This is a genomic window from Nocardia asteroides (assembly GCF_021183625.1).
Lineage (GTDB): Bacteria > Actinomycetota > Actinomycetes > Mycobacteriales > Mycobacteriaceae > Nocardia > Nocardia asteroides_A.
The window spans coordinates 1,031,552-1,057,892 of the sequence record NZ_CP089214.1 but is presented as its reverse complement, the minus strand read 5'-3'; the positions used below and the strand labels follow the sequence as shown (position 1 = coordinate 1,057,892).

The window sequence follows — 26,341 nt, the reverse complement described above, 5'->3', positions numbered from 1 at the left end:
GAAGGGCGAAACGATGGCAGACGACGCGGAACTGCGCCGCTATCTCAAGAAGACCGCGAGGGAGCTCTACGAGGCCAAGCAACGGGTCCGTGAGCTGACCGAGCAGGCCGCCGAGCCGATCGCCATCGTCGGGATGGCCTGCCGGTTTCCCGGTGGCGTCCGGTCACCCGAGGACCTGTGGGAGCTGGTGGCGCAGGGACGCAACGTGGTCTCGGGGTTTCCGGACGATCGGGGCTGGCCTGCACCGGAGTCGCTGGACACCGACCCGTCGGCGCCCACCGTCGCGCTCGGCGGCTTCCTCGACGGCGCGGGCGAGTTCGACGCGGAGTTCTTCGGCATCTCGGCCCGCGAAGCCCGCGCCATGGATCCGGAGCAGCGACAGCTGCTGGAGGTGTCCCTGGAGGCGATCGAGCGGGCCCGGATCGATCCGGCGTCGCTGCGCGGCAGCGACACCGGAACCTTCATGGGAGTGAGCAACAACGGCTACGGCTTCATCTCGCCCGACTGGCTCGGGCCGGGGAACATCGGCGCGGAGAACTACCTCGTGCTCGGCAACTCCTCGAGTATCGCCAGCGGCCGGATCAACTACCTGTTCGGGCTCGAGGGGCCCGCGGTGTCGGTGGACACCGCCTGCTCGTCCGCTCTGGTCGCGGTCCACCAGGCGGTCGCCGCGCTCCGGGCGGGCGAATGCTCGCTCGCGCTGGCGGGCGGGGTGTCGGTGCTGGCCACCATCACCCCGTTCGTGGTCTTCTCCCGGCAGCGCGCCCTGGCGCCCGACGGCCGGTGCAAGCCGTTCGCGACGGCGGCCGACGGGACGGCGTGGTCCGAGGGCGCCGGGGTGGTGGTATTGGAACGGCTGTCCGAGGCGCGCGGCCGCGGCCACGAAGTCCTGGCGGTGATCCGGGGCTCGGCGATGAACTCCGACGGCGCGTCCAACGGCATGACCGCACCGAACGGACGGGCGCAACAGCGGGTCATCCGGCACGCGCTCGCCGCCGCCGGATTGACCGCGGCCGAGGTGGACGTCGTCGAGGGCCACGGCACCGGCACCGTGCTCGGTGATCCGATCGAGGCGCAGGCGGTGCTGGCCACCTACGGAAGACGCTCTGCCGAGCAGCCGCTCTGGCTCGGATCGATCAAGTCGAACATCGGGCACAGCCAGGCGGCCGCCGGCATCGCGGGCATGATGAAGATGGTCATGGCGATGCGGCACGCGGCCGTGCCTGCCACGTTGTCCGTCGACGAGCCGACGGCCCACGCGGACTGGTCGGCCGGAACGGTCCGGCTGCCGAGCGAGATGCAGCCGTGGCCGCAGACCGGCCGGCCGCGCCGCTCGGCCGTGTCCGCGTTCGGGTTCAGCGGGACCAATACCCATGTCGTGCTGGAGTACGACCCGTCGGCCGAGCCGGTGCGGGCGCCGGGGGAGCGGTTCCGCGCCGGTATCCACCCCGTCGTGGTCTCCGCCAAGTCCGGCCGGGCGCTGCGGGGGCAGGCCGAGCGACTGCTGGCCGTGTGCCGGGCCGATCCCGCGATCGATCTCGCCGACCTCGGGCTGTCGCTGGCGACCACCAGGACCGCCTTCGACCACCGCGCGGTGGTGCTGTCCGGCTCCGTGGCCACGCTGAGCTCCGGTCTGGAGACCCTGGCCGACGGCGCCGTCGGCCCGGCCGTGATCACCGGTTCGGCGACCGGCAGCGGCAAACTCGCGATGCTGCTGCCCGGCCAGGGCAGCCAGCGCGCCGGCATGGGACGCCGGCTCTACGAGGCGGGAGGCGTTTTCACCCGGACGATGGACGAACTGAACGCGGCGTTCGCCCCCCATCTCGGCGGCGATCTGCTCCCGGTGATCTTCGGCGACGGAGCGGAGATCCATCGCACCGAATACACCCAGCCCGCCCTCTTCAGCATCGAGGTCGCCACCTATCGCGTCCTCGAATCCTGGGGGGTGACCGCCAACTATCTGATCGGGCACTCGATCGGCGAATTGGCCGCGGCCTACCTCGGCGGGGTGTTCTCGCTGCCCGACGCGGCCGAGGTGGTCGCGGTGCGTGGCCGGCTCATGCAACGCCTCGTTCCCGGCGCGATGGTATCGCTGCGCGCGTCGCTGGCCGAGACGGTGGAGTCGTTGGCAGGCGTCGAATCCCGTGTGTCGGTAGCGGCGAGCAACGGCCCGAACTCCACCGTCGTCTCCGGCGACGTGGACGCGGTCGCGGCGATCGCCACGGCGTGGCGCGAGCGCGGCAGGCGAACCAAGAAGCTCCGGGTCGACCGGGCCTTCCATTCACCGCACCTCGACGAGCTGCTGGACGAGTTCCGTGCGGTGCTCACCGGGGTCGAGCTGAAGCCGTCCTCGATCCCGTTGATCTCCAACGTCACCGGTGAGCTCGCCACCACGCGCGAACTCACCGCGCCCGACTACTGGGTCACGCAGGCCAGGCATACGGTGCGCTTCGCCGACAGTGTGCGGTTCGCGGTGGACGCCGGCGTCACCACACTGCTCGAGGTCGGCCCCGGCGATGTGCTGGCGGGTATGAGCTACGAGTGCCTCACCGACGCCCGCTGCGTCGCGGTCGCCTCGCACCTCTCGCCCGAGCGCGCGGCCGAAGACCTGCTGCGCGCGGCGGCCAGAGCATGGGTACGCGGCGTCGCGGTGGACTGGGGCGCGGTGTACGCCGGCTCCGGTGCGCGCCCGATCGATCTGCCCACCTATGCCTTCGCGCACCGGCACTACTGGCACGGACCGCAGTATCCGCAGGCCGGGACTGCGGCCGGAGCGGCCGAGCACCCGGAGCCGGGACCGTTCGCCGCGGCGGCCGAGCAGTTCCGCGACGAGTGGGTGGCAACGGAGCCATCCGCTCGTCCGCACCGCGTTCTCACCCTGGTCCAGCGGCAACTGCAGGAGATCCTGCACGCCGAGACGCCGGAGCGGATCGATGTCGACACCGCGCTCGCCGCGATCGGTCTGACGTCCCTGTCGATCCTGGAGTTGCGCAACCGGCTCGCCGTCGTCTCCGGAACGACGATCGCGGTCGAGGTCTTCCTGGCCGATCCGACGCCACGGGCACTGGCCGAACGGCTGCACGCCGATCTCGCCGCCACCATCGCAGCCCGGAAACAGGAGGCGCAATGACGACGCTCAGTACACCGGAGCGGCGCTCAGGTCTGAGTTTCGAGCAGACCGTGCCGTGCTCCCAGGCCCATCGACGGTGTCTCGGTGAGGTTTTCGTCGCCGATACCGCTGCGCTCGGCGGCACCGAGTTCCTGGCCGCGATCCAGATTCCGCGAGCACATTCGCTGTGGTCGGATCGCGTCGTCCCCTACCACGATCCGCTGGCGGCCATCGAGGCGATTCGCCAGGCGATGACCGTGATCGGACACCGCTACCTCCAGGTGCCGTCCGGATCACCGCTGAGCCTGCAGCGCATGCAGGCCGAAGTCGAGGATCTCAGCGCGCTGTACGAGCAGCCGGGTACCCCGCTCGAGGGCGTTGTCCGCATCCACACCGACCGGCACTCCGGTGGCAGTGGCTACTTCACCGACAGCTCGTTCACCGCCACGCTGACCATCGGCGCTGCCATCGCATTGTCGGTGCGCGGCGGCGGGGTCGCCTTCCCGCCGGAGGCCTATCGGGAATTCCGCGCCCATCAGCAGCGGGGCCGGCCGCCGGAAGGGGAGCCGGCCGCAGCGGTCGAGCCCGCGCCGCCGGGCCGGGTCGGCCGCCGCGACCCGCGCAACGTCGTCATCGGGGACCCACCGGTCGATCCGGGCGACAGCGCGACGATGGCGCTGATCGTCGACCAGCTCCACCCGTCCTTCTTCGACCACTCCTACGATCACGTCCCCGGACCGCTCATGCTCGAGGGCTTCCGGCAGGCGGCTCTCTGCGTCGCGGGTCCACAGGCGGTGGTCGCGCTGAACGCGGAGTTCAGCGGGTTCGCCGAGTTGGGGGGCCACCTCGAGTATCTGGCCCGCTACGACGGCGACGCCGAGGTCGACATCGCACTGTCGCAGTTCGGCACGACCATCGCCGAATGCCTGGTCGAGTTGTCCCCCTATCCCATCGACGCCCAGCCTCGAGGAGTTCTCCGATGAATACACGATCAGCGCAGCCGGACAAGCGATTCGCCGTGGTGGGCGCGGGAATCTCGGGCATCGCCGCGGCCTGGGAACTGCACAAAGCCGGCTACCAGGTCGACCTGCTCGAGCAGGACGACGTCGCGGGCGGCCGGTTCGGCGTCGCGCGACTCGGGGACCGGCCGGTCATGATGGGCGGCAAGAACCTCGGCAAGAAGTACAGCGCACTGCGCGGATTCCTGGCGCAGATGGGCGACCCGAAGCTGGAGCCCTTCGGCATCAACACCTCTCGCGTCGTCGACGGCGAACTGCTGACCATCGACAGCAAACAGGGTCCGCTCCAGCGGCTGGCCGGGCTACGCCGAATGGCTCCCCTGACCGACCTCGCGAAACTCTTCAACCTCGCCCGCCAGGTCCGGAGCAAGGAGGAGAACCGGTTCCTCGGATCCCAGGCGTTCACCAGGATCGCCGCGGCCGCCGATCACAAACCCCTGAGCGAACATTTCGGCTCGCGCATCGTGCACAACATGTTCCGGGCCATGACGGTGCGGATGAACGGCGCCGAACCCGACGAGGTGTATCTGGGTACCTTCGGCACCAACCTCACCATGATCATGGACACCTACGACCAGTTGACCGAGAGCATCGACCCGGTGATCGCGGCCCTGTCGAAGCAGATCACGATCAAGACGGGGACGCGGGTGCAGCGGCTGGTCGTCCACGACGGCTCCGTTACCGGCCTGGAGATCTCCGAACGTGGCGGTCCGGTCACCGCACATCCCTACGACGGTGTCGTCATCGCGGCCCCCGCCTACGCCGCGGCGGAGATCGTGAAGGCCGATCTGCCCGCGCTCGCCGGGCTGCTGCTCGACGTCCGCTACTTTCCCGCCGCGGTGGTCCTGGTCGAGTACGACCGCCCGGTCTTCGGCATGGACGTGCGCGCGGTGGTGATGGACGACGGGCCGTGCAGCAATGCGGGCGTCTACGGCATCCACGACCTGCACATCGTCCGCTACACCTTCAGCGGACGGCACGCTCGGCCCACCCCGTCGCCCGAGCAGCTCGAAGAGTGGATCGACCAGGCCGAGGAGCAGCTGCTGGCGCTGCTGCCCGCCCGCGGCGTGCGCCGAGTCCGATCGGTCGGCAAGGTCTGGGAGGCGGCGTACTGCGCCTACGTGCCGTTCCACGGCAGCTTCCTCGACGATGTGCGCGCCAGGGTCGGCACGGTCGGCGGGCTCGCGTTGGCGGGGGATTACCTGCGCGGCGCCCCCATCGAGAGCTGCTTCCGCTCCGGCACCGAGGCTGCCGCGGCCCTGCTGCGGTGAGTCCGGCGTGACCCGCGAGTGCGGCGGCACACCCCCGGGGGTGTGCCGCCGCACTCGCATTCCGGCAGCCGCGTCACTCCGCGGTGTAGATCGCGTCGACATCGGCGGCGTACTTCTTCCGCACGATGTCGCGCTTGATCGACATCTTGGGGGTCAGCTCGCCGCCCTCGACGGACCAGTTCGCCGCCAGCACCCGGATCTTCCTGATGCCCTCGGCTTTCGAGAACCGGCTGTTGGTCTCCGCCACGGCGGCCTCGAGTTCGGCCAGCAGCACCGGATGCTCGATCAGTTGCTCGACAGTGCTGTCGCGGGGGACCGCGCTGCGCTCGATCCAGCCGGGCAGCGCCTCCGGGTCGACAGTGATCAACGCCCCGATGAAGGGCATGCCGTCCCCGACCACCATGCACCGGTCGACCAGCGGATGAGCGCAGAGCGAGTCCTCGAGCAGCGCGGGCGAGACGTTCTTTCCGCCGGCGGTGACGATGATCTCCTTCTTGCGGCCGGTGATCCGGACATAGCCGTCCGCGTCGACAGCGCCGAGGTCGCCGGTGGCGAACCACCCGTCGATCAGCGCGGCGCCGGTGGCGGCGGGGTTGTTCCAGTAGCCGCCGAAGACGACCGGGCCGCGCACGAACAATTCGCCGTCGGCGGCCACCCGAACCGCATGGCCGGGCAGCGGGCGGCCCACCGAGCCGATGCGCTGGTGACGCGGCGTGTTCATGATGATCCCGGCGGTGGTCTCGGTCAGGCCGTATGCCTCGTAGATCGGCAGCCCGATCCCGCGGAAGAAATGTCCGAGCCGCGGGCCGAGCGGTGCGCCAGCGGACAGCGCGCTGGTGCACTCGCCGCCGAGGGCGCCCCGGAGCTTGCCGTAGACGAGGCGGTCGAACACCGCGTGCCGCAGCCGCAGCCCCGGACCGGGGCCCCTGTTCTCCAGCGCCTCGCTGTAGGCGACGGCTGTCGCGATGGCGAGGTCGAAGATCCTGCCCCTGCCCTCGTCCCGGGCTTTCAGCCGGGCGCCGTGGTAGATCTTCTCGAAGACCCGGGGGACGGCGAAGACGACCGTCGGCTTGAACGCGGCGAACTCCGCACCCAGCGCCGACCAGTCGGCGGTGTGCCGCACGACGACCTTCGAATCGAAGGCGCCGAGCATGACGACCTGCGCGAAGATGTGGGCCAGCGGCAGGAACAGCAGGGTCCGCCCGTTCTCGACGTAGATCTCGGCCATCGCCGCCCTGGCGGCCGCCGACTCCGCGTACAGATTTCCGTGCGACAGACAGACCCCCTTGGGGCGCCCGGTGGTGCCGGAGGTGTAGATCAGTGTCGCCGGGCTCGGCGCGCCGAGCCCGGCCCGCCGCTGGTGCACCACCTCGTCGCCCAAGCCCGCTCCGCGCCTGCGGAGTTCGCCGATGCCGTCGCCGTCGAGCTCGAGGATCTCCGACAGCTGCGGCAGCGTCGCCGCGACCTCGCCGACGATCGCCCGATGCTTCGCGGTCTCGACCACCAGCAGCGTGGTTCCCGAGTCCGCCAGAATCCACCCGGCCTGATCGGCCGAGGACGTCTCGTAGATCGCGACCACGCAGCCGCCCGCGGCCCACACCGCGAAGTTCAGCAGCACCCATTCGTAGCGGGTCCCGGACAGTATCGCCACCCGGTGGCCCGCGCCGACCCCGGAGGCGATCAGCCCTTTCGCGACCGCGAGGACGCTGTCGGCGAATTCGGCGGCCGTCACGTCATGCCACGAGGTGCCGATCGGACGCTGGAACACCACCTGTCCGGGGGTATGCGCGGCATGGTCGAACACCACGGCCGTGACCTCGGCGCCGGGTGGGATCTCGAAGGACGGGGGAACGGAGAATTCCGGCAGCACGGCCATGGTCAGCCTCGGACCGCTCGTCCGTCGAGCACCCGGTGCACGCTGGCGAGGGTCCTGGCCGCGCCGTCCACCTCGAGTTGCAGGAACAGACCGGTGTCGGTGCTCTCCCGGCGCATCGTCACGGAGTCGCCCGCGAGAATCGGGCCGACGTGCTCGACGATCGCCCGGTAGGGCTGGTCGTGGAGCTCCGGCCGCTGCGCCAGGGCCTCCTCGACGGCCTGCCAGTGAATGGCGTAGTTGACGTGGCGATTGAGATCGAGGTCGGCGAACCGCAGCGGGAACGGCATGGCCGGGCTGTCGATGGCCGCGCGCTCCCGCAGTGCGGGCCGCCAGCGCAGCCGGTGTTCGGTGGTCATCGAGAGCATCGGGGCCAGGAACCGATCCGTCATCCGGGTAGGGTGTCCGTCCGCCGGATCGACATTGATCACGAAGGTGTCGGTGCTGATCGATCCGCCGCTCTCGCTGTCGATTTCGACGCGCATGCTGCACCAGCGGTTCGACGTGGCCGAGGGCCAGCGCCGCAAGCGGATCCGCTCACCGAACCGGATGGGGCGGACCATATCGATCACGGTTCGCTTGACGATCCACGCCCGGTGCAGATGCCCGTCCTCCACCGTCTCGAGATGTTCGTAGGCCAGCTCCATCAGATACCGCGCGACCGCGTCCAGCCGCAGCCGGCCCCGGTCGTCGGTATCCCCCAGCCATACCGACCGGGTTGCCCGGAAAACCCCGGTGTCGTCGGGGCATGGTGCGAGAGCTACATCAAGCTCGCTGACTTCGGTCGTCATCTCGCTGCACGCTTTCTCTGTGGCCGTGTTCATTTCCCTCGGCCTCACCCGCGAGCCTGCGTTTCAGAATGTCGACGGCCCGGTCGCACCATTCGAGTGTGCTCTGCTCGAATGTCTTGCCGCGCAACCCGACCAGGTAGTCACCGACCCTGGGTGAGGTGGCCAGGAACGTCTCCTCGTCGAGATCCCCTCTGGCTCGTTTGTGTCGTTTGTCGTACTGCTCGACCCGGGCGCGCGCCTCGGCCGCTCGGTCCTCGAGTTGTTCGATGAGCTGGGCCAGGTCGCCCAGCTCGGCGGCTTGCATCTTGACCAGGAGATCGTCACGGACGAAGGGTGGCTTGCTCGGCCCGCCGATGAACTCCGCCATTGCCTTTCGGCCCGCATCTGTCAGGCTGTAGACGCGCTTGTTCGGGCGATCCACTTGAATCACCTGGCGTCCGGCGACCACACCCTCGGTCTCGAGCCTGGCCAGCTCGGTGTAGAGCTGTTGCGGAAGTGCGTGCCAGTAATTCGAGATATTGATGTCGAAGAGTTTCGCGAGTTGGTATCCGGACAGTTCGCCGTCCAGCAGCGCCGCCAGTACTGCGTGTCGTAACGCCACGGTGAATCTCCCGCCCTTGCCAGTGGAGCCGGTGGTCTGCCCGCTCCCGGATACCCGACTGTAGCGGGGCATCCTCGCGGTTCGGTCACCACCGACCACAGTCTATACTCCATTATTGACATAGGTCAATCCTTGACTATGATGAGGGTGGTTCATCGGGCAGGTCTCTTCGCCACCGAGCTCCCGCAGGGGGAAAAAATGTCAGTAGAAATCGCTGTCCCGGCTGTGCCCACGGTGCCGCATTCCGCCATTCTCGGGCTCGGCGTCTATCGGCCGAGCCGCGTGGTGACCAATGACGAACTCGCCGAATCCCTCGATTCCAGCGACGAATGGATTCGGACCCGGTCGGGTATTCGCAGCCGGCGGCTGTGCACCGAGGAGGAGACGCTCGTCGCGATGAGCCTGGGTTCGGCACGGCAGGCGATCGAATCCTCGGGCATCGACCCGCAGCGGATCGACTGCGTCCTGCTGGCGACCATGAGCAGCCCGCTGGTCACTCCGGCCACGGCGCCGCTGTTGGCGACCGAATTGGGGCTGCGCGGTGTGGCCGCGCTCGACGTGGTCAATGCCTGCGCCGGATTCTGCTCGACGGTCGGCATGGCCTCGGACATGATCCGGGCGGGCACCGCCGAGTACGTGCTGGTGATCGGCGCGGAGCGATTGAGCGACATGGTCGACTGGACCGACCGCACGAACGCCTTCCTGTTCGGTGACGGCGCCGGCGCCGCGGTGATCGGCCCCTCGGAAACCGTGGGGATCGGTCCGCTGGTGTGGGGTTCGGACGGCAGCCACTGGGACATGCTCGGGCAGAACAAGGCCATGGGCACCTTCATGGACGAGGTGAAGGAGCTCGGAGCGCAGGCGCAGCGGCCGATCTTCAAGATGGACGGACCCGCGCTGTTCCGCTGGACCCTCGGCGCGCTGGAACAGGTGTGCCGGGAGGCGCTGAAGCGGGCCGGGGTCACGGTCGACGATCTCGACGCGTTCATCCCGCACCAGGCGAACGGGCGGATCACCGAAATGCTGGCCAGGCAGCTGAAGCTGCCGGTCGGCTGCACGGTCGCCTACGACATCGAGGAACAGGGCAACACCTCGGCGGCCTCGGTACCGCTGGCGATGGAGGGGCTGCTCCGTACCGGTGCCGCGAAGCCCGGTGACATCGCGTTGCTGATCGGCTTCGGGGCCGGGCTGGTCTACGCCGCGCAAGTGGTCCGACTACCCGGCGTTCCCTGCTGAGAAGCTCTTGCCCACTCCGCAATTCGGCGCTCTGGAGGACTGGTATCGATGTCGAACAACGCTTCGCTCCGCACCGTCAAACCTGCCGCCATCGCCGCCGTCACGGCGATGGCGGGTTTCATCGCCTTTCTCGACGCGACGATCGTGAACATCGCGATCCCGAGCATGCACGCCGACTTCTCGTCGTTCTCGCTCGAATCGCTCTCGTGGGTGATCAACGTCTACAACATCGTGTTCGCGGCCTTCCTGCTGCCCGCGGGCCGGTATGCGGACCGGTTCGGCCGGAAATTGGTGTTCCTGCTCGGCTTGGCGCTGTTCGTGGTCATGTCCCTGCTGTGTGCCGTGGCGACCGGTCTGTGGTTCCTGGTGGCCGCCCGCGCGTTCCAGGCGCTGGGCGCGGCGCTGATCGTGCCGACGTCGCTGGCCCTGCTGTTGCCGGCGTTTCCCGCACAGCGGCGCGGGGTCGCCGTGTCGATCTTCGCGGCGACCGCGGCGCTGGCCTCGGGCATCGGCCCAGCGCTCGGCGGGCTGCTGATCGAGATCGCCGACTGGCGCATGGTGTTCGCGGTGAACATCCCGATCGGGCTGCTGACATTGCTGGCGGCCTGGCGCTGGGTTCCGGAGGCCAAGGAGGGTAAGGCGGCCGGAAATCCGGATCGCCTCGCCATCGTGTCCGTGGCCGTCGGATCCGGTGCGATCGCCCTGATGATCGTCAAGGGCAACGATTGGGGCTGGACGGACCCAAGAACCCTGGTGTGCCTGACCATCGGCCTCGCGCTCATCGCCCTGGTGGCCCGCCGGTGCGTCACACACGCGACACCGTTGATCGACGGCCGGATCTTCCGGGACCGGGCGGTGGCGGTATCGAGTCTCGGCACCTTCGTCTTCGCGGTGCCCTTCTACGCGTTCCTGCTGACGAACGTCCTGTTTCTCACCTCGGTGTGGAACTACTCCACGCTGCTGGCCGGGCTGGCGATGACCCCGCCGCCGCTCGCAGCGGTCCTGGTCGCGCGCCCGGCCGGTCGGCTGTACGACCGGTACGGCGCGCGCTACCTCACCCTGGCCGGGGGAGTGCTGGTCGGCGTCGGGCTGCTGTGTTACGCGATATCCGCCGGGCCCGAGCCCGACTTCCTCGCCGACTGGCTGCCCGGCGCGCTCATCAGCGGTATCGGCGTGGGATTGATCTGGCCCAGCCTGGCCAGCGCCTCGGTGCAGAACGTCGACCAGGAGCGATTCGGTACGGCGACCGCGTTCAACAGCGCGCTGCGCCAGCTCGGCGGGGTGATCGGGGTGGCGGCATGCGTGTCCTACCTGTCGAGCCGGGGCCAGCGGAATCCGCTCGACGCGTTCCATCACGTGTGGCAGGCGGCGGCGGTGGTCGCCGTCCTCGCCGCGGTGATCGGTCTGGGGCTCGTCCGCCAGCGCGTACCGGACGAGCAGATCGGCGGGATGCGGTCGGATGCCGTCGGTGCCTGAGGTGGACCACTCGACGGGCCACCGCGCGAAGGTGGTGGCGCTGCTGTTCGGGCCGACACCCAATATTCTGCGCGTCACCGGTTCGTCGTCGCGGCGCCGAGCGGCTCCGATCGCGGGCAGGACGATCCTGATCACCGGTGCTTCGTCCGGGATCGGCCGGGTGGCGAGCCGGAAGCTGGCGGCCGAGGGCGCGCGGGTGATCCTGGTGGCCCGCCGCGCGAAGGAGCTCGAACTCGTGCGCGACGAGATCGTCGAGGCGGGCGGGCAGGCCGACTACCGCGGTTGCGATCTCACCGAGGGCGGCGAGGTCGACGCGCTGGTGCGCTGGGTGCACGAGCGGCACGGCGGCGTCGACGTCCTGATCAACAATGCGGGCCGGTCCATCCGGCGGCCCCTGGTGGATTCCTTCGATCGTCTGCACGACTTCGAAAGAACCATGGCCTCGAACTATTTCGGGCCGCTGCGGCTCACCCTCGGGCTGCTGCCGGACATGGTCGCTCGCGGCTCCGGCCACGTCATCAATGTCGGCACCTGGACGGTCGCGGTCGAGACGGCGCCCAAATTCGCCGCCTATCACGCCTCCAAAGCCGCGCTGGCCGCGTTCGGCCGCTGTCTGGAAGCCGAATTGGCTCCGGCCGGCGTCACCGTGACCGCGGTCCACTTTCCCCTGGTCCGGACCCCGATGATGGCGCCGACCGCCGACTTCGCCGACCAGCCGTGCCTGACCCAGGAACAAGCGGCGCAGTGGCTGGTCCGCGCGGTCCGCACCAAACCCGTGCGCCTGGTCCCGCGGTATGCCGATGTCCTGCGCGTCGTCGGCACTTTCTCCCCGCGTTCGGTCGATCGGTTCCTGCGGTCGCGGACCTGAGGGTGTCCGGCGAAACCCCGAGAGAAGGATGGAAGCAATGCCAGTGCCATCATCGGATGTTCTCCAACGACTGAGCCACCTCGCCGCCGTCACCGAGCCCGAAACGAGCACTGCCATCTCCGAGGTGTTCACCGGGCGCGTACTCGGCACCGTGCCCGTCGGCGATGCCGCCGACGTCGCGGCGGCATTCGGGAAAGCCCGTGCCGCGCAGCCGGAGTGGGCCCGGCGCCCGGTTCGGGAGCGCACCGCGATCTTCGAGCGGGCCGGGAGCCTGCTGTTGGCGGAATGGGAGCAACTGCTCGACATCATCCAGGCCGAGACCGGCAAGGCGCGCTGGGCGGCCTACGAAGAGGCGATGGCACTGCTGTTGGCGTTGCAGTACTACACCGACAAGTCGCCCGCGCTGCTGGCTCCCCAGCGGGTGCCCGGCGTGCTGCCGATGATCATGAAGGTCGGCGTGCACCGCAAGCCGAAGGGCGTCGTCGGGGTGATCGCGCCGTGGAACTACCCGATCGCGCTGTCGATCGGGGACGGCATCCCGGCGCTGATCGCCGGCAACGCGGTCGTCGTCAAACCGGACAGCCTCACGCCGTACTCCCCGCTGTTCGTCACCGAACTGCTCTATCGCGCGGGCCTGCCCCGGGAGCTGCTTGCCGTCGTCCCCGGCGCCGGGCGGGTCGTGGGCCGGGCCATCCTCGACAACTGCGACTTCCTGATGTTCACCGGATCCTCGGCCACCGGGCGGACCCTCGCCGCGGAGTGCGGCAGGCGGCTGATCGGGCTCTCCGCCGAGCTGGGAGGCAAGAACGCCATGATCGTCGCGAAGTCGGCGAATATCGATCGCGCGGCGAAAGCCGCTGTGCGGGCGTGCTTCTCGAACTCGGGCCAGCTCTGCGTCGCGATCGAGCGCATCTACGTCGAAGAGCCGGTGGCCGCCGAGTTCTCCGCGAAGTTCGTCGCCGCGACCGCGGCGATGACGCTGCGTGCGGGGTACGACTTCGACATCGACATGGGCAGCCTGATCTCCGGCGGGCAGGTGGAGACCATGCTGAAACACGTCACCGACGCCACCTCCAAGGGTGCGACGGTGCTCACCGGGGGCGCCGCGCGTCCGGAGCTCGGCCCGCTGTTCTTCGAACCCACCGTCCTGACCGATGTCACCGAGGAGATGGAGTGCCATCGCGCCGAGACCTTCGGTCCGCTGGTGTCGATCTATCCGGTCGCGGACGTGGACGAGGCGGTGCGCGAAGCCAACGACACCGACTACGGCCTCAACGCCAGCGTGTGGGCGGGCAGCCGGGCCGAGGGCGAGAGGATCGCGATCCGGCTGCACACCGGCTCGGTGAACGTGAACGAAGGCTACGCACCCGCGTTCGCGAGCACGGCGGCCCCGATGGGCGGAGTGGGCGCATCCGGTATCGGCCGCAGGCACGGCCCGGACGGCTTGCTGAAGTACACCGAGGCGCAGACGGTGGCGAGCGCGGGACTCGGTATGGATCCGCCGCCCTTGCTCAGCAATGAGAAGTGGCAGAACCTGATTCGCTCCATGGTGCGGGCGGTGCGGCACCTGCCGGGTCGTTGACACTGTCCGCCGAGGAGTAGCCATGGCCACCGCTGTCGCTCGACCACACCCCTTCGATATCGCCACCACCCTGACCCGGAGCAGTTCGGGCTCGCTGACTTCTTCGATCAGTCCGCCGAACTGTGGACCCCCGCGGGGGCGCTGCCCGCGCCGAGTCACCAGATGGTCTATTTCAAAGCTTGATCGTGCACCGAAGAAAGTGGTAGCCACACCATGGCACAGATGCCCGAGTACGAAATCCTCGTCATCGGAGCGGGGCCGGCCGGCATCGGAACGGCAGCGATGCTCATCCGGGCCGGTCTGACCGATTTCGGCATCGTCGAGCGCGCCGGCGACCTCGGCGGAAGCTGGCGCGACAACACCTACCCCGGAGTCGGGGTCGATATTCCCTCGGTCGCCTATCAGTACTCGTTCGCGCGGAAGGCCGACTGGACCCATCTGTTCGCCCGCGGCGCCGAGGTCAAGGCGTATCACGACGAGGTTGCCGCGCGCTACAACCTGCGCGAGCGCATCCTGTTCCAGACCGACATCGTGCGTGAGATCTGGAACGAGGAGGGGCACTACTGGGAGCTGTACGCCGCCGATGGCCGGGTTCTGAGCGCCCGCTTCGTACTCAGTGCGGTCGGCGCGTTCCTGCGTCCCAAGATCGGTGCCGACCTCGAGGGCGTGGACGATTTCACCGGGAAGATCCAGATACCGGCGAGCTGGGATCACGGCTACGAACTGGCAGGCAGACGGGTCGCGGTCATCGGCACCGGGGCCAGTTCGGTGCAGATCGTGCCCAGTATCGCCCCGGAGGTGACCCAGCTGGACGTGTACCAGCGCACTCCCGCCTGGTGTTTACCCAAGGCCGATCATCGACTCCCGCCGTGGTTCCGGACCGCGCTGCGGATTCCGGGCGTCTCCGCCGCCCTGCACGGGGCCGGGTTGGCCGCGATCGACCTGCTGATGGCGCTCCTGACCACGACCTCGACCGGGAGGGCGAAGTCGTTGCTCGCCCGAGCCGACGCCGATGCCATCGCGCGCTACCGGCGATACGTGCATCGCGTCGTGGACGATCCGCGGATCGCCGAGCAGCTGATCCCCGCCTACGGTCCCATCGGAAAGCGCCCCACGGCCTCGAACACGTTTCTCCAGGCATTCAATCGGCGCAATGTCGCGCTGCACACCGACCGGATCGACCGGGTGACCGCGACCGGTATTCGTACCGCCGACGGCGCGGAGCGCGACTACGACATGATCGTGCTCGCCACCGGCTACGAGATGTTCTCCGACCCGGAGAGCTATCACGACGGCGCCGTCGTCGGACGCGACGGCTTCGACCTGGCGCAGTTCTTCGGGAAAGAGGGATTACAGGCGTACGAGAGCGTGGCCATTCCGCGTCTGCCGAATCGTTGGCTGATCGCGGGGCCCTACTCGTGGACCGGGTCCGGTTGGCACACGCTGGTCGAAGTGAGTGCCACCCACGCGATCCGGGCCATCTCCGCGGGGCTCGAGCGCGGCGCCACCGTCGTCGAAGTGCGCCGATCGGTCCATGACGCGTACCACGAGCAGGTGCGCAGGCGCGGCACACTGATCAGTCACTATTTCACCGTCCAGAACAAAGGACTGCGTACGTATTATGTGAATTCGCAGGGGGATATGGCTTATCTGCGGCCGTCGACGCTGGTCGAAGCGCGGTGGCGGAGCCGGCATTTCCCGATCGACCACTACCGGTTCGAGACGGCGTCGTCGTCCGGTCCGTCAGGACTGAAGTCGAAATCCGAGTATGAAGTTGGTGATGGTCTCCCGCAGTAACTCCTCGGCCACCTCCTCGGTGAGGAATCCCGAGACGACGAAGTCGGCCAGACCATGGACGGCGGCCGCGAGCAGCATGCTGAGCCGCACCGGATCACCGGGTACCACCTCGCCGCTGCTCTGCCCCTCGGCCATCAGTGTGATGGCCGAGGCGAAGGTCTGCTGCATCGCCGCGGCCAATTCGGTGCCGACGTCGGCACTGTTCTTGCGGCTGAACATCAAAGTGAGCAGTGCCGGGTTGTCGACAGCGAACCGGAGATGGATACGCGCGGTCGCGAACACGCGTTCGGAGAACGTCCCGTCGATGGCCGCATCCGCGTACAGCGCGGCCAGCCGTTCGAAGCCGACCAGCGCCAGTGCGTCGAGCAGCGCCTGCTTGTCCCGGAAATGCCGATTCGGGGCAGCGTGGCTGACACCTGTTTCCCTGGCGAGCTGTCGCAGCGTGAGGCTGTCCACCCCGCTCGTGCGCAGCGTCGCCTCGGCCCGCTCGAGCAGCTCGGCACGCAGGTCGCCGTGGTGATAGGCACGTGGACGGTTCATTCCCAAAGCCTAACTCGACCGCCGAAGTAGCCATTGACTACTATGATGTCACTGTCTACATTGGAACCATGACGACCAGCGGATGGACGCAGGCAGATCTTCCGGGATTCGAGGGGCGAACGGTGGTGATCACCGGCGCCGGCAGTGGACTCGGCCTGGTGACCGCCCGCGAACTGGCTCGTGTCGGCGCGCGTGTGGTGCTCGCGGTGCGTGACGTCACGCGCGGCCGAAAAGTCGCCGATCGCATGAAGGGCGAAACCGAGGTCCGGTCACTCGACCTCGCCGACCTCGCGTCGATCCGAAAGTTCGCCGAGGACTGGACCGGCCCCATCGACGTGCTCGTGAACAACGCGGGCATCATGATGGTGCCGCAGGGCCGCACCGAGGACGGCTTCGAGTTACAGTTCGGCACGAACCACCTCGGGCATTTCGCGCTGACGAATCTGCTGCTTCCGCATATCACCGATCGGGTGGTCACCGTGGCATCGCAGGCGCATCGACGCGGGACGCTCGCTCTCGACGACCTCAATTGGAACACCCGCAAGTACAGTCCGTCCGGGGCATACGCGCAGTCCAAACTCGCCAATCTGCTGTTCACGCTGGAACTGCAACGCAGGCTCACCGAGACCGGATCACTGCGGGCGGTCAGTGCGCACCCCGGCTGGGCGGCGACCAACCTGCAAAGTCACTCCGGCAATCCGGTCGCGCACATCGTCATGCAGATCGGGAACCGGATCATCGCCCAGAAGGCGGACACCGGGGCCTTGCCGACGCTGTTCGCGGCCAGCCAGGATATTCCACCCGCAAGCTATGTCGGGCCGGATGGATACAAGGAATACCGCGGTCACCCCACCCTGGTGGGGCGCTCCGCCGAGGCGAACGACGCCCAACTCGCCGCCGAGCTCTGGGACATCTCGGAGCAGTTGACCAAGGTCGAGTTCCGCGCCTCCGCATGACCCTTGACGTCGCCAGGAATCGCGAGGAGCAGAGAAATCATGTCGAATCAGAACAGTCTGCTCAACACTCGACATCAGGACAGTGCGCTCCCTGATCGACGACGCCCCGGAACAGGACAGAGCGCACTGCGGCTGTTGTTCGGCGTCGACGGCGTGGTCCGAATCCTCGGTGCCGTTCTGGTTGCCGGGATCGCCATCACCTCGGAGAACGCCACGTTCGGTGATTTCTCGGCTGTCGTACTCGTCGCAGCCGGTGTGGTGGTGGTCCTCAGCGGGTTGCTCGCGGCCGGGCTGGCGGTGGGAGTGCTTCGGATCGAGAAGGGGCTGGTGTCGCTCATCGGTGCCGATGTCGTCGTGGCGCTGGCCGGTATCGCCGTTCTCATCGCCGGATTCTGCAGTCTTCCGGTGTCGGGGATCCTCGCGGTGACCGGGCTCATCGCCTTCACCGTGGTGATGGCGATGGTCCAGTCGGCCCTCGCCGCGCTGCCGACCGAGTGAGGTCGGTCGGCTCGCCGGAGTACTACGCCGGGGTGCGTCTGGTCAGCGAGGAATCCTGAGTGAGGATCAGGTGGTGCAGCCGCTGCAGGTCGTGGCCGGGCTCCACGCCGAGATCCGCGACCAGCGCGGCGCGTGAGGATTGGTAGAAGTTCAGCGCCTCGGCCTGCCTGCCGGACCGATACAGGGCGAGCATGTATTGGCGACAGAAGCTTTCGCGCTGCGGTGCGGAGGTCGTCAACAGCTCGAGCTCGGGGGTGAGCTCACGATGAAGTCCACAGCTGAGCTCGGCGTCGAAGCAGTCCTCGTAGGCGCCGAGGCGCTCGTCCTCGATGGCCGACAATTCGTTCCAGCCGAGCCCCGCTTCCAGCAGGTCGGCCATCGCGGCCCCGGACCACATCCCCAGCGCCTGGCGCAGATAGGCGTGAGCCAGCTGCGGATGGCCGTCCTCGAGTTCACGCCGGCCCAACCGCACGAGCTTGCGGAATCGGTACAGATCCACCGCCTCCGGATCGATCCGCAACACATAGCCGGGCGTTTGCGTCAGCAACTCGACGCGGTCGAATTCGTGCTCGATAAAAGTCTTTCGCAACGTCGATATCGAATTCTGCACGATCTTACGAGCAGTCGACGGTGGTTCGCCTGCCCACAGCGCCTGGCGCAGGCGGTTCGCGGAGACGACCTGATTGTGGTGCAGGAGAAGGTAACCCAGTACAGCCCGGCGCGTCACTCCACCGAGGTCGATCCGCCTGCCGTTCGCATGGACCTCCAATACGCCGAGAACCCGAAAATCCACCGTCGTCTCCCTTCGATCGCACTGACGTCAGGTCTATCAACGCGATCGGCCCGCCAGTACCCCTATGCGGCGCAACCCTTATCGAGACGTATTCAGTTCACCGCGCGCTCGCGTCCCTGCCAGAACGCTCGACGCAGCTCGCGACGCAGAATCTTGCCGCTGGCGTTGCGGGGCAGGCTGGGGACGACGTCGAAGCGCTGCGGTCGCTTGAACGAGGCGACCTTGTCGCGCAGGTACAACGACAGTTCACGCGCGGTCACCGTCCGGCCGGGTGCCAGCACGATGAACGCGTGCACCGCCTCGCCCCAGCGCTCGTCCGGAATGCCGACCACGGCCGCTTCCCGTACGGCGGGATGGCTGGTGATGGTGTTCTCCACCTCGGCCGGGTAGACGTTCTCCCCGCCCACGATGATCATGTCGTTGATGCGGTCGCTGACGAACAGATAGCCCTGCTCGTCGATCCAGCCTGCGTCTCCGCTGTGGATTCGGCCGTGGATCAGCGTCGCCGCGGTGGCTTCCGGCCGATTCCAGTAGCCGAGCATCGGCGCGGGCGGGCGGACCAGGATTTCGCCCACCTGCCGCGGCGGCAATCGGTTGCCGCTGTCGTCGACCACCACGATCTCGCAGCCTGGATAGGGTCGTCCCGCCGCGCGCAGCCTGCGGCCGCCGGGGATGTGCTCCGCCGGTGGCATGAATGCCACGGGCGTCACGGTCTCGGTCATGCCGTAGAACTGGATGAATTCGCATCGGAATTTCTCCATGCAATCCATGAGCATGCTCTCCGGAATCGGTGAACCCCCGTAGGAGATCTGTCGGAGCCGGTCGAAATCCTCCGCTACCACGCCGGGTTCGGTGAGAATGAGAGCCAACATCACGGGAACAGCCGTCATCGTCGTGATCCGATGATTCCGGATCGTGGCCAGCGCCGCGCCCGGGGTGAATTCCGGGACGATCGCGATGGTGAGCCCCGCGATCAAGCCCTGCATCACCCAGGCGTGGCCCGCGATGTGGAATCCTGGAATTGCGACGAACGCACGGTCGTCCGCCCGCGGTACCAGCCAGTCCCACCCGGACGAATACGTGATCTCCCATACCGCGAACAGACTCTCCTGCGCAATCATCACACCCTTCGACGCGCCGGTAGTGCCACTGGTGTACATCTGCAGCACTGCGTCACTGCGGGCGGCCAGTGCCGGGGGCGTCGTATACGGATGATTCGCGAGCCAATCGGCGAAACTGCCGCCCGCGTCCGCGGTGGCGTCCAGCCGGACGACGGCGACCTGCGGGATGTCCGTGACGGCGTCGTGCATTCGCGCCCCCCGAGCCAGGGCTGCGGCGCTGATCTCCTCTGCGGCCGAATCGACGAACAGCATCGTGCAATTCGAATCGGTGAGAATGTGCGCTATCTCGGCGGCGGTGAGCCGCCAGTTGATGGGGACCACAATGGCGCCCACGATCGATGATCCGATCACCAATTCGTACAACTGCTCGCCGTCGCGTCCCAGGTAGGCGATATGGTCGCCGTGGCCGACCCCGGCCGCCGTCAGCGCGTGCGCGACACGATTGGCAGCCCGATGCAGCGTCCGGTAATCGATTTCCCGGTTCCCGCTGATCAGTGCGACAGCCTCCGGTCGCTCGGCCGCGTGTGCACCGATCACAGCCGAAAGCGTCTCGGACTTGGCGGGATACTTCAGCTCCGTCTGCACAGCCATGGACCCAACGGTATCCACCGACGGTAATCGCTCAGTAATTGTCGCGTGCAGGAGCCGGCGGGTAGGTCGGGATGACGCTGTTGCTATTCCGATGGCATAGACGCGTTCGGGGTCGCGCGGGGAAAGCCGCTGGCGCCGACCGGGGGGACCACCGTTCGTGCCCGGGTGCAGGTCGCCTAGGGGGTTTGCCGGGCGGGCGGAGTGGCGTCACCCGCTGCTGTGGCGAGATGGGTGTTGACGCGGTTGAGGAGGGTGAACAGCTGTGCGCGTTCGTCGTGGTCGAGCGGAGTCATGATGTGGTTGTTGACGCCGTCGAGGACTTGGTCGAGCTCGGCGAGGCGGTGCTCGCCGTGCTCGGTGATGGTGATGACGTTGCGCCGCTTATCGGCGGGGTCGGGCGCGCGGCGAACCCACCCGCCGTTTTCGAGGTCGTTGAGGACGGACACCAGGTCGCTCTTGTAGACGCTGGTTCGGTCGGACAGCGCTGCCTGGCTGGCCGGTCCGAACTCGGCGAGCGCGGCCAGCACCACGAAGTGGTCCTTGCGGGCGCCCGCGTCACGCAGCGCGTCACGCGAGACGCGGGTCATCTGGGTGGCCGTCATCGAGGTGAGGCGTGCGAGCTGTCGCTTGAGCCGCGCAGGGGTTCGCTCACCGTGATCGAACCGCAGTTCCTCGCCGATCTCCATGATCGGAGCGTACCGCACTTGCGTTAGTGCCACTAACGACCTACATTCATTTATGCCACTAACGTTAATGGCACAAACTGATAGTGGGGAACTGCCATGCCCGGCACCGATGCGCTCATCCGTGACCTCGCCGACCGCGCCGAACTGACCGAACTGGTTGCCCGCCACAGCCTGTGGGTCGACGAGGGGTTCGCCGACACCGACCGGCTCTTCACCGAGGATGTCGTGGTCGTCTCCATTCGCGGACAGGCGCACGGCATCGAGGCACTCACCGCCCTCGCGCGCAAGGGCCACGATGCCTACGCGCGCACTCTGCACAGCAAGAGCAACCTCGTCATCGAGATCGACGGCGACACCGCGACCGTGCGGGCGCACGACCTCGCCGTCTACCTCATCGACGACAAGGCCGAGGCACTCGCGGCCGCGATCCACCGCTACCGGGCCCGCCGCAGCGCCGACGGCTGGCGCTTCGACCGGCTCGAGGTCTCTCCGGTGGCGCTGACCGAAGCGCTCACCCGCGCGCTCTAGGTCGATCGGAATCGAGGAATATGCACTCCGCAGTCCGGGCCGCCGCCACCTGCGCCGCCGCCCTCACCCTCGTCCTCACCGCCACCGCCTGCGGCGCCGACAACACGGCCACGCGCGTGGGCAGCACCTCCACAACGCCGACGAAAGACGATGCCATGTCCACCCCCGCGTCGACCGCCGACCGACTCGAGATCGCCGACCTGTTCACCCGCTGGGCCCGCCTGCTCGACGAGCGGCGATGGGGCGATGCCGGCACCGTGTTCGCCGAGGAGGTGCAGGTCGACTCCCCTCGAATCCGCGTTCGCGGGATCGATGAGCTGGTCGACTACCTGCGCCGGTCCGAGGTCGACGGGGAACACACCCAGCACACCACCACCGACCTGCTGGCGAGGATCGACGGTGACCGGGCCGCGGCCGAAGCGAACTCACTGGTGTACTACTACCGTGACGGCCGGCCACCCCACCGGAGCGCCGGTCTCCGCCAGAGCTGCACCGCGGTACGGACCTCGGCGGGCTGGCGGCTCAGCGAAATACGGGTCACACCCGCCTGGATCCGTACGGAATGATCCCTGCCCCTCGACCGCGAGCACGCCGACCGGCACCGACAGATCCAGCTCGGCGACGGGACTGTCGGGTTGCGTCCAGCAGTGGCTCCTCGACAAGCCCACCCGGTCGTGGCACCCGCCCGCGAGGATCTTCGGGGCGGCGGTGCGGGGGCAGCAGCGAGTAGTCCCGGCCGGTCGGTCTGTCGGGGCGGCTTGATAGAACTGCTGCGACACCGAGACCCCGGCCGCTGGGAGCCCTGAGTATGACCGTCAGCGAACACCTCACAGAGTGGCACGGCCTGCCTGTGTTCGACTTCCCCGATGCGAAGAGCACGACCGAGCTGCCCGCCGCCGCCGAGGTGGCGTGGCGGATCGCCGTCGAGCCCTACGACGACGACCCGGAGAAGTGGCCCGCCGCCTTCGCCCGCTTCCTCGCCGCGGTGGACACCACCGAGGTCACCGCGCTGATCGTCGGCCAGTGGGGCGAGGCGTACGACGTCGGCGTCGACATCGTGGTCGAGGCGCTGACCGCCGCGCGGGACCGGTTCCCGGCCCTGCGCGCGCTCTTCATCGGCGACATCACCTTCGAGCAGGCCGAGATCACCTGGATCGAGCAGGGCGACATCACCCCGCTGCTCGACACCTTCCCCGACCTGCTCGCCTTCGGCGTCCGCGGCGGGCAGAACCTGGCCTTCCCGGCGGTCGCGCACCAGTCGCTGCGCACCCTGATCGTGGAGGCGGGCGGGCTCGGCGCCGACGTGGTGCGCGGGATCGGCGCCAGCGAGTTCCCCGAGCTCGAGCACCTGGACATCTGGCTCGGCACCTCCTGGTACGGCGCGGACGCCACGGTCGACGACCTGGAGCCCTTCCTGACCGGAACCCGGCTGCCCAAGCTGCAGCATCTCGGGCTGCGCAACAGCGACATCCAGGACGACGTCGCCGCCGCGCTGGCGGGGGCACCGGTGGTCGCCCGGCTGCACACGCTCGACCTCTCCATGGGCACGCTCGGCAACGAGGGCGTGGAGGCGCTGCTCGGCGGCCAGCCGCTGACCCACCTGCGCAAGCTCGACCTGCACCACCACTTCGTCGGCGAGCCGCTGGCCGACCGGTTGCTCGCCGAGCTCACCGCCGACGGCGTCGAGGTCGACCTGTCCGGGCGGGAGGCGGCCGACCGCGGCCGCGAGGACCGCTACACCGCCGTCTCGGAGTGACGCCGGTGCCTGCCCCGCGGATCGCGGTCGTCGGCGTCCCGGCGAACCGGCGCAGCACGCTGTTCCTCGCGGCCGCCGCCGAAGCCGGGCTGCCCGCGCCGCGGCTGCTGTCCTGGCGTTCCGTGCTGGCGGGCGCCGCCGCCTTCGAGCCGGGCGAGCTGGTGCGGCTCGACTCGCCCGGCGAGGATCCCGAGCTCGACCGGCTGCTGCGCGGCCACACCGACTCCACCCGGGTCGAGGGCACCGCCCGCTGGTACCGCCGCTTCCTCGCCGCGGCGCGCGCGGTGGCCGAGCGGGCCGCCGCCGACGGCGCCGAGCTGCTCGACGCCACGGACGATCTCGCGGTGCTCTTCGACAAGCGCCGCTGCCACGCGGTGCTGCGCGCGGCCGGGGTGCCGGTGCCAGCCTCGCCAACCTCGGGTCCGGCGGCGGCCCCGGTGCGCGGCTGGGCGGATGTGCGGGCGCTGCTGGCCGAGCCGGGGATGCGCCGCGCCTTCGTCAAGCTCGCGCACGGCTCGTCGGGATCCGGGGTGCTCGCGGTGGAGACCGCGGCCGGCGGCCGGGTGCAGGCGCTCACCTCGGTCCAGCGCGACGAGCACGGCAGGCTCTTCAACTCGCTGCGGCTGCACCGGTACCGGAGCGAGCGCGAGGTGGCCGCGGTGATCGACGCGCTCGCCCCCGACGGGTTGCACGTCGAGCGCTGGCTGCCCAAGCCCGCGCTGCACGGCCGCAGCGCCGACCTGCGGGTGCTCGTCGTCGCCGGGCGGGCCACGCACGTGGTGGTGCGGACCGGCAGCTCCGCCATCACCAATCTGCACCTGGGCGGTGCGCGCGGCGAGCTGGCCGAGGTCGTCGCGGCGGCGGGGGAGCACTGGGCCGGTGCGCTCGCGGTCGCCGAGGCGGCGGCCGCGTGCTTCCCCGGCTTCTCCCGGGTCGGGGTGGATGTGCTGCCCGGGCTCGGCTGGCGCCGCTGGGCGGTCGGCGAGGTGAATGCCTTCGGCGACCTGCTGCCCCGGCTCACCGGGCTGCCCGGCAGCGGCGCGGATGGGCTCGACACCTACGCGGCGCAGCTCGCCGCGCTCCGGAGGCGGCCGTGCCCGGTGTGAACCCCGACATGAACGCCGTGATCGGCCACGACGACCTGCTCCTGGTCACCCTGGACACGCTGCGCTACGACGTCGCCGCCGAGCTGCTGGCCGCCGGGAAGCTGCCGAACCTGGCCGGGCAACTGCCCGGCGGGGAGTGGGAGAAGCGGCACGCGCCGGGCAATTTCACCTTCGCCTCGCACCAGGCCATGTTCGCCGGCTTCCTGCCCACCCCGGCCGAGCCCGGCCCGCACCCGCGGCTCTTCGCCGCCCGCTTCGACGGCAGCGAGACCACCGCGCCGCGCACCTGGGTGTACGACACCCCCGACCTGGTCTCCGGGCTGGCCGCCGAGGGGTACCGCACGGTGTGCCTCGGCGGGGTCGGGTTCTTCGACAAGCGCGGGCCGATGGGGTCGGTGCTGCCCGGCTACTTCCAGGAGAGCCACTGGTCGCCGGAGTTCTCGGTGGCCGCGCCCGCCTCCTTCGAGGCGCAGGTCGCCGCGGCGGAGGAGATCGTCGCGGCACTGCCGCCGCAGCGCAGGCTCTTCCTCTTCGTCAACGTGTCGGCGCTGCACCAGCCCAACTGGTTCCACCTGCCCGGCGCCACCCGCGCCGACGGCGACAGCAGGGCGACGCACGCCGCCGCGCTGGAGTACGTGGACCGGCACATCGGCAGGCTCTTCGCGGCCGCGAGCGCCAGGCGCCGCTGCTTCGCCATCGTCTGCTCCGACCACGGCACCGCCTACGGCGACGACGGCTACACCGGCCACCGGCTCGGCCACGAGTCGGTGTGGACCGTGCCCTACGCCCAGTTCTTCCTCGGGGGACCCGCATGACCACCGCTCTCGCCCCGCGCCCGTACCAGAGCTACATCTACGGCTACCCGCACAAGACCGCGTACCGGCCGCTCGCCCCGGCGCGCCCCGCGCTGCGGGAGCTCTGGGCGGACGAGCCGAAGGACGCGCTCTCCTTCTATACCCACCTCCCGTTCTGCGAATTCCGCTGCGGCTTCTGCAATCTCTTCACCCGGATCGGCGCGCCCGGCGACCTCACCACCCGCTACCTGGACGCCGTCGAGCGGCAGGCGGTCGCGGTGCGCGAGGCGCTCGGTGACGGGGAGGTGCGGTTCGCCACTGCGGCCTTCGGCGGCGGTACCCCCACTTTCCTGAGCGCCGCCGAGCTCACCCGGCTCTGCGATATCGCCGAGCGGCGGATCGGCGTCGACCTGCGCGCCGTCCCGCTCTCCGTGGAGACCTCGCCCGGCACCGCCACCCCGGACCGGCTGGCGGTGCTGGCCGAGCGCGGCACCACCCGGGCGAGTATCGGCGTGCAGAGCTTCGTCGAGTCGGAGGCGCGGGCGGCGGTGCGGCCGCAGCGCCGGGACGAGGTGGAGAAGGCGCTGGCCGCCATCCGGGAGTCCGGCATCCCGATCCTGAACATCGACCTGATCTACGGCATCGACGGCCAGACCGCGGCCACCTGGCGCGCCTCCCTCGACGCGGCGCTGGCCTGGCGCCCGGAGGAGCTGTACCTGTACCCGCTCTACGTCCGCCCGCTCACCGGACTCGGCAAACGCACCCTCGTGGCCGAGCGGGAGTGGGACGCGCAGCGGCTCGCGCTCTACGCCGCGGGCCGCGACCAGCTGCTCGCCGCCGGCTACGAGCAGGTGTCCATGCGGATGTTCCGGCGCGCCGACGCCCCGCGCACCCCGGCCGACCACGCCTGCCAGAGCGACGGCATGGTCGGGCTCGGCGCGGGCGCCCGCTCCTACACCGCCGGGCTGCACTACTCCTTCGACTACGCGGTGGAGACCCGCGAGGTCCGCGGCATCGTCGACGAGTACGCGGCGACGACCGATTTCACCCGCGCGGAGGTCGGCCGCGCGCTCGGCGTGGACGACCGGCGCCGCAGGCACCTGCTGCAATCGCTGCTCCAAGCCGATGGCATGGACGTCGCCGGGTACCGCGCCCGCTTCGGCGCGGGCCCGCACGAGCACTTCCCGGCCGAGCTGGCCGGCTTCGCCGAGCGCGGCTGGCTCGACCTCGACGCGGGCCCGGAGCTGCTCCGGCTCACCCCGGAGGGGCTGGCCTGGTCGGACGCGCTCGGGCCGCCGCTCTTCTCGCCCGGCGTGCGCGCCGCCATGGCCGCCTACCGGCCGCGGTGA

23 protein-coding genes are annotated in these 26,341 nt (G+C 69.2%); 16 read left to right on the top strand and 7 right to left on the bottom strand.

Annotated elements, in window-relative coordinates; genetic code table 11:
- Window positions 1-13: 13 nt before the first annotated feature.
- Genes LTT61_RS05275 through LTT61_RS05265 form a run of 3 tightly spaced genes read left to right on the top strand, consistent with a single transcriptional unit; the run spans window position 14 to window position 5,399 of the window.
- Entirely contained in the window at window positions 14-3,130 is a 3,117-nt protein-coding gene (locus LTT61_RS05275) for a type I polyketide synthase (protein ID WP_233018801.1), read from the top strand.
- Window positions 3,127-4,092: an AfsA-related hotdog domain-containing protein gene (locus tag LTT61_RS05270; RefSeq protein ID WP_233018800.1), complete on the top strand. Its 966-nt coding sequence runs from the start codon at window positions 3,127-3,129 to the stop codon at window positions 4,090-4,092. Before LTT61_RS05275 ends, LTT61_RS05270 begins: the two co-directional genes overlap by 4 nt.
- Window positions 4,089-5,399 carry an FAD-dependent oxidoreductase gene (locus tag LTT61_RS05265; protein WP_233018799.1) on the top strand — a complete coding sequence of 437 codons (1,311 nt, stop codon included), beginning with the start codon at window positions 4,089-4,091 and terminating at the stop codon, window positions 5,397-5,399. Before LTT61_RS05270 ends, LTT61_RS05265 begins: the two co-directional genes overlap by 4 nt.
- A 73-nt stretch (window positions 5,400-5,472) precedes the next feature.
- On the opposite strand, the gene LTT61_RS05260 is transcribed toward LTT61_RS05265, so the two are convergent.
- The 3 genes from LTT61_RS05260 to LTT61_RS05250 are packed head-to-tail and all read right to left on the bottom strand — an operon-like array spanning window position 5,473 to window position 8,664.
- Window positions 5,473-7,266: an AMP-dependent synthetase/ligase gene (locus LTT61_RS05260; protein WP_233020882.1), complete on the bottom strand. Its 1,794-nt coding sequence runs from the start codon at window positions 7,264-7,266 to the stop codon at window positions 5,473-5,475.
- Window positions 7,267-7,277: 11 nt separating this feature from the next.
- On the bottom strand, window positions 7,278-8,063 hold the full coding sequence (locus LTT61_RS05255) for an acyl-[acyl-carrier-protein] thioesterase (RefSeq protein ID WP_233018798.1): 786 nt from the start codon (window positions 8,061-8,063) through the stop codon (window positions 7,278-7,280).
- Window positions 8,038-8,664 carry a PadR family transcriptional regulator gene (locus tag LTT61_RS05250; RefSeq protein WP_233018797.1) on the bottom strand — a complete coding sequence of 209 codons (627 nt, stop codon included), beginning with the start codon at window positions 8,662-8,664 and terminating at the stop codon, window positions 8,038-8,040. Before LTT61_RS05250 ends, LTT61_RS05255 begins: the two co-directional genes overlap by 26 nt.
- 147 nt (window positions 8,665-8,811) lie before the next feature.
- Between LTT61_RS05250 and LTT61_RS05245 the strand changes: the two genes are divergently transcribed.
- The 5 genes from LTT61_RS05245 to LTT61_RS05225 all read left to right on the top strand — a co-directional run bounded on the left by LTT61_RS05245 (window position 8,812) and on the right by LTT61_RS05225 (window position 15,623).
- The gene (locus LTT61_RS05245) at window positions 8,812-9,900 is read left to right on the top strand and encodes a beta-ketoacyl-ACP synthase III (RefSeq protein WP_332909225.1); all 1,089 of its coding nucleotides are present in this window, start codon (window positions 8,812-8,814) and stop codon (window positions 9,898-9,900) included.
- A 48-nt stretch (window positions 9,901-9,948) separates the two neighbouring features.
- The gene (locus LTT61_RS05240; RefSeq protein WP_233018796.1) at window positions 9,949-11,376 is read left to right on the top strand and encodes a DHA2 family efflux MFS transporter permease subunit; all 1,428 of its coding nucleotides are present in this window, start codon (window positions 9,949-9,951) and stop codon (window positions 11,374-11,376) included.
- Window position 11,377: 1 nt separating this feature from the next.
- The gene (locus LTT61_RS05235; protein WP_233018795.1) at window positions 11,378-12,244 is read left to right on the top strand and encodes an SDR family oxidoreductase; all 867 of its coding nucleotides are present in this window, start codon (window positions 11,378-11,380) and stop codon (window positions 12,242-12,244) included.
- 37 nt (window positions 12,245-12,281) lie between these two features.
- Window positions 12,282-13,826: a succinic semialdehyde dehydrogenase gene (locus LTT61_RS05230; protein ID WP_233018794.1), complete on the top strand. Its 1,545-nt coding sequence runs from the start codon at window positions 12,282-12,284 to the stop codon at window positions 13,824-13,826.
- 213 nt (window positions 13,827-14,039) lie between these two features.
- Window positions 14,040-15,623 (top strand): flavin-containing monooxygenase, encoded by a 1,584-nt coding sequence (locus LTT61_RS05225; protein ID WP_420094737.1) that lies wholly within the window; start codon window positions 14,040-14,042, stop codon window positions 15,621-15,623.
- Here LTT61_RS05225 and LTT61_RS32600 read toward each other — a convergent pair.
- Window positions 15,570-16,163 carry a TetR/AcrR family transcriptional regulator gene (locus LTT61_RS32600; RefSeq protein WP_269821850.1) on the bottom strand — a complete coding sequence of 198 codons (594 nt, stop codon included), beginning with the start codon at window positions 16,161-16,163 and terminating at the stop codon, window positions 15,570-15,572. The genes LTT61_RS05225 and LTT61_RS32600 overlap by 54 nt on opposite strands.
- 68 nt (window positions 16,164-16,231) lie before the next feature.
- Between LTT61_RS32600 and LTT61_RS05210 the strand changes: the two genes are divergently transcribed.
- Complete coding sequence (locus LTT61_RS05210) at window positions 16,232-17,119, top strand: oxidoreductase (RefSeq protein ID WP_233018792.1); 888 nt, start codon at window positions 16,232-16,234, stop codon at window positions 17,117-17,119.
- Between the two features lie 39 nt (window positions 17,120-17,158).
- Window positions 17,159-17,617, top strand: a complete 459-nt coding sequence (locus LTT61_RS05205; RefSeq protein ID WP_233018791.1) for a hypothetical protein — start codon at window positions 17,159-17,161, stop codon at window positions 17,615-17,617.
- A 22-nt stretch (window positions 17,618-17,639) separates the two neighbouring features.
- Here the strand turns inward: LTT61_RS05205 and LTT61_RS05200 are convergent, their stop codons facing one another.
- The 3 genes from LTT61_RS05200 to LTT61_RS05190 form a co-directional block, all read right to left on the bottom strand.
- Complete coding sequence (locus tag LTT61_RS05200) at window positions 17,640-18,410, bottom strand: AfsR/SARP family transcriptional regulator (protein ID WP_233018790.1); 771 nt, start codon at window positions 18,408-18,410, stop codon at window positions 17,640-17,642.
- 92 nt (window positions 18,411-18,502) lie between these two features.
- Entirely contained in the window at window positions 18,503-20,122 is a 1,620-nt protein-coding gene (locus tag LTT61_RS05195) for a long-chain-fatty-acid--CoA ligase (RefSeq protein WP_233018789.1), read from the bottom strand.
- Between the two features lie 176 nt (window positions 20,123-20,298).
- The gene (locus tag LTT61_RS05190; RefSeq protein WP_233018788.1) at window positions 20,299-20,808 is read right to left on the bottom strand and encodes a MarR family winged helix-turn-helix transcriptional regulator; all 510 of its coding nucleotides are present in this window, start codon (window positions 20,806-20,808) and stop codon (window positions 20,299-20,301) included.
- A gap of 96 nt (window positions 20,809-20,904) precedes the next feature.
- Between LTT61_RS05190 and LTT61_RS05185 the strand changes: the two genes are divergently transcribed.
- From LTT61_RS05185 to LTT61_RS05160, 6 genes are all read left to right on the top strand, one after another.
- Window positions 20,905-21,336: a nuclear transport factor 2 family protein gene (locus tag LTT61_RS05185; RefSeq protein ID WP_233018787.1), complete on the top strand. Its 432-nt coding sequence runs from the start codon at window positions 20,905-20,907 to the stop codon at window positions 21,334-21,336.
- 116 nt (window positions 21,337-21,452) lie between these two features.
- Window positions 21,453-21,902 carry a nuclear transport factor 2 family protein gene (locus tag LTT61_RS05180; RefSeq protein ID WP_233018786.1) on the top strand — a complete coding sequence of 150 codons (450 nt, stop codon included), beginning with the start codon at window positions 21,453-21,455 and terminating at the stop codon, window positions 21,900-21,902.
- Between the two features lie 242 nt (window positions 21,903-22,144).
- Window positions 22,145-23,092 carry an STM4015 family protein gene (locus tag LTT61_RS05175; RefSeq protein WP_233018785.1) on the top strand — a complete coding sequence of 316 codons (948 nt, stop codon included), beginning with the start codon at window positions 22,145-22,147 and terminating at the stop codon, window positions 23,090-23,092.
- Window positions 23,089-24,198, top strand: coding sequence for an STM4014 family protein (locus LTT61_RS05170; RefSeq protein WP_233018784.1), 1,110 nt, complete (start codon window positions 23,089-23,091; stop codon window positions 24,196-24,198). The genes LTT61_RS05175 and LTT61_RS05170 overlap by 4 nt, the downstream gene beginning before the upstream one ends.
- On the top strand, window positions 24,186-25,013 hold the full coding sequence (locus tag LTT61_RS05165) for an STM4013/SEN3800 family hydrolase (RefSeq protein ID WP_233018783.1): 828 nt from the start codon (window positions 24,186-24,188) through the stop codon (window positions 25,011-25,013). The genes LTT61_RS05170 and LTT61_RS05165 overlap by 13 nt, the downstream gene beginning before the upstream one ends.
- Window positions 25,010-26,341, top strand: a complete 1,332-nt coding sequence (locus tag LTT61_RS05160) for an STM4012 family radical SAM protein (RefSeq protein ID WP_233018782.1) — start codon at window positions 25,010-25,012, stop codon at window positions 26,339-26,341. The genes LTT61_RS05165 and LTT61_RS05160 overlap by 4 nt, the downstream gene beginning before the upstream one ends.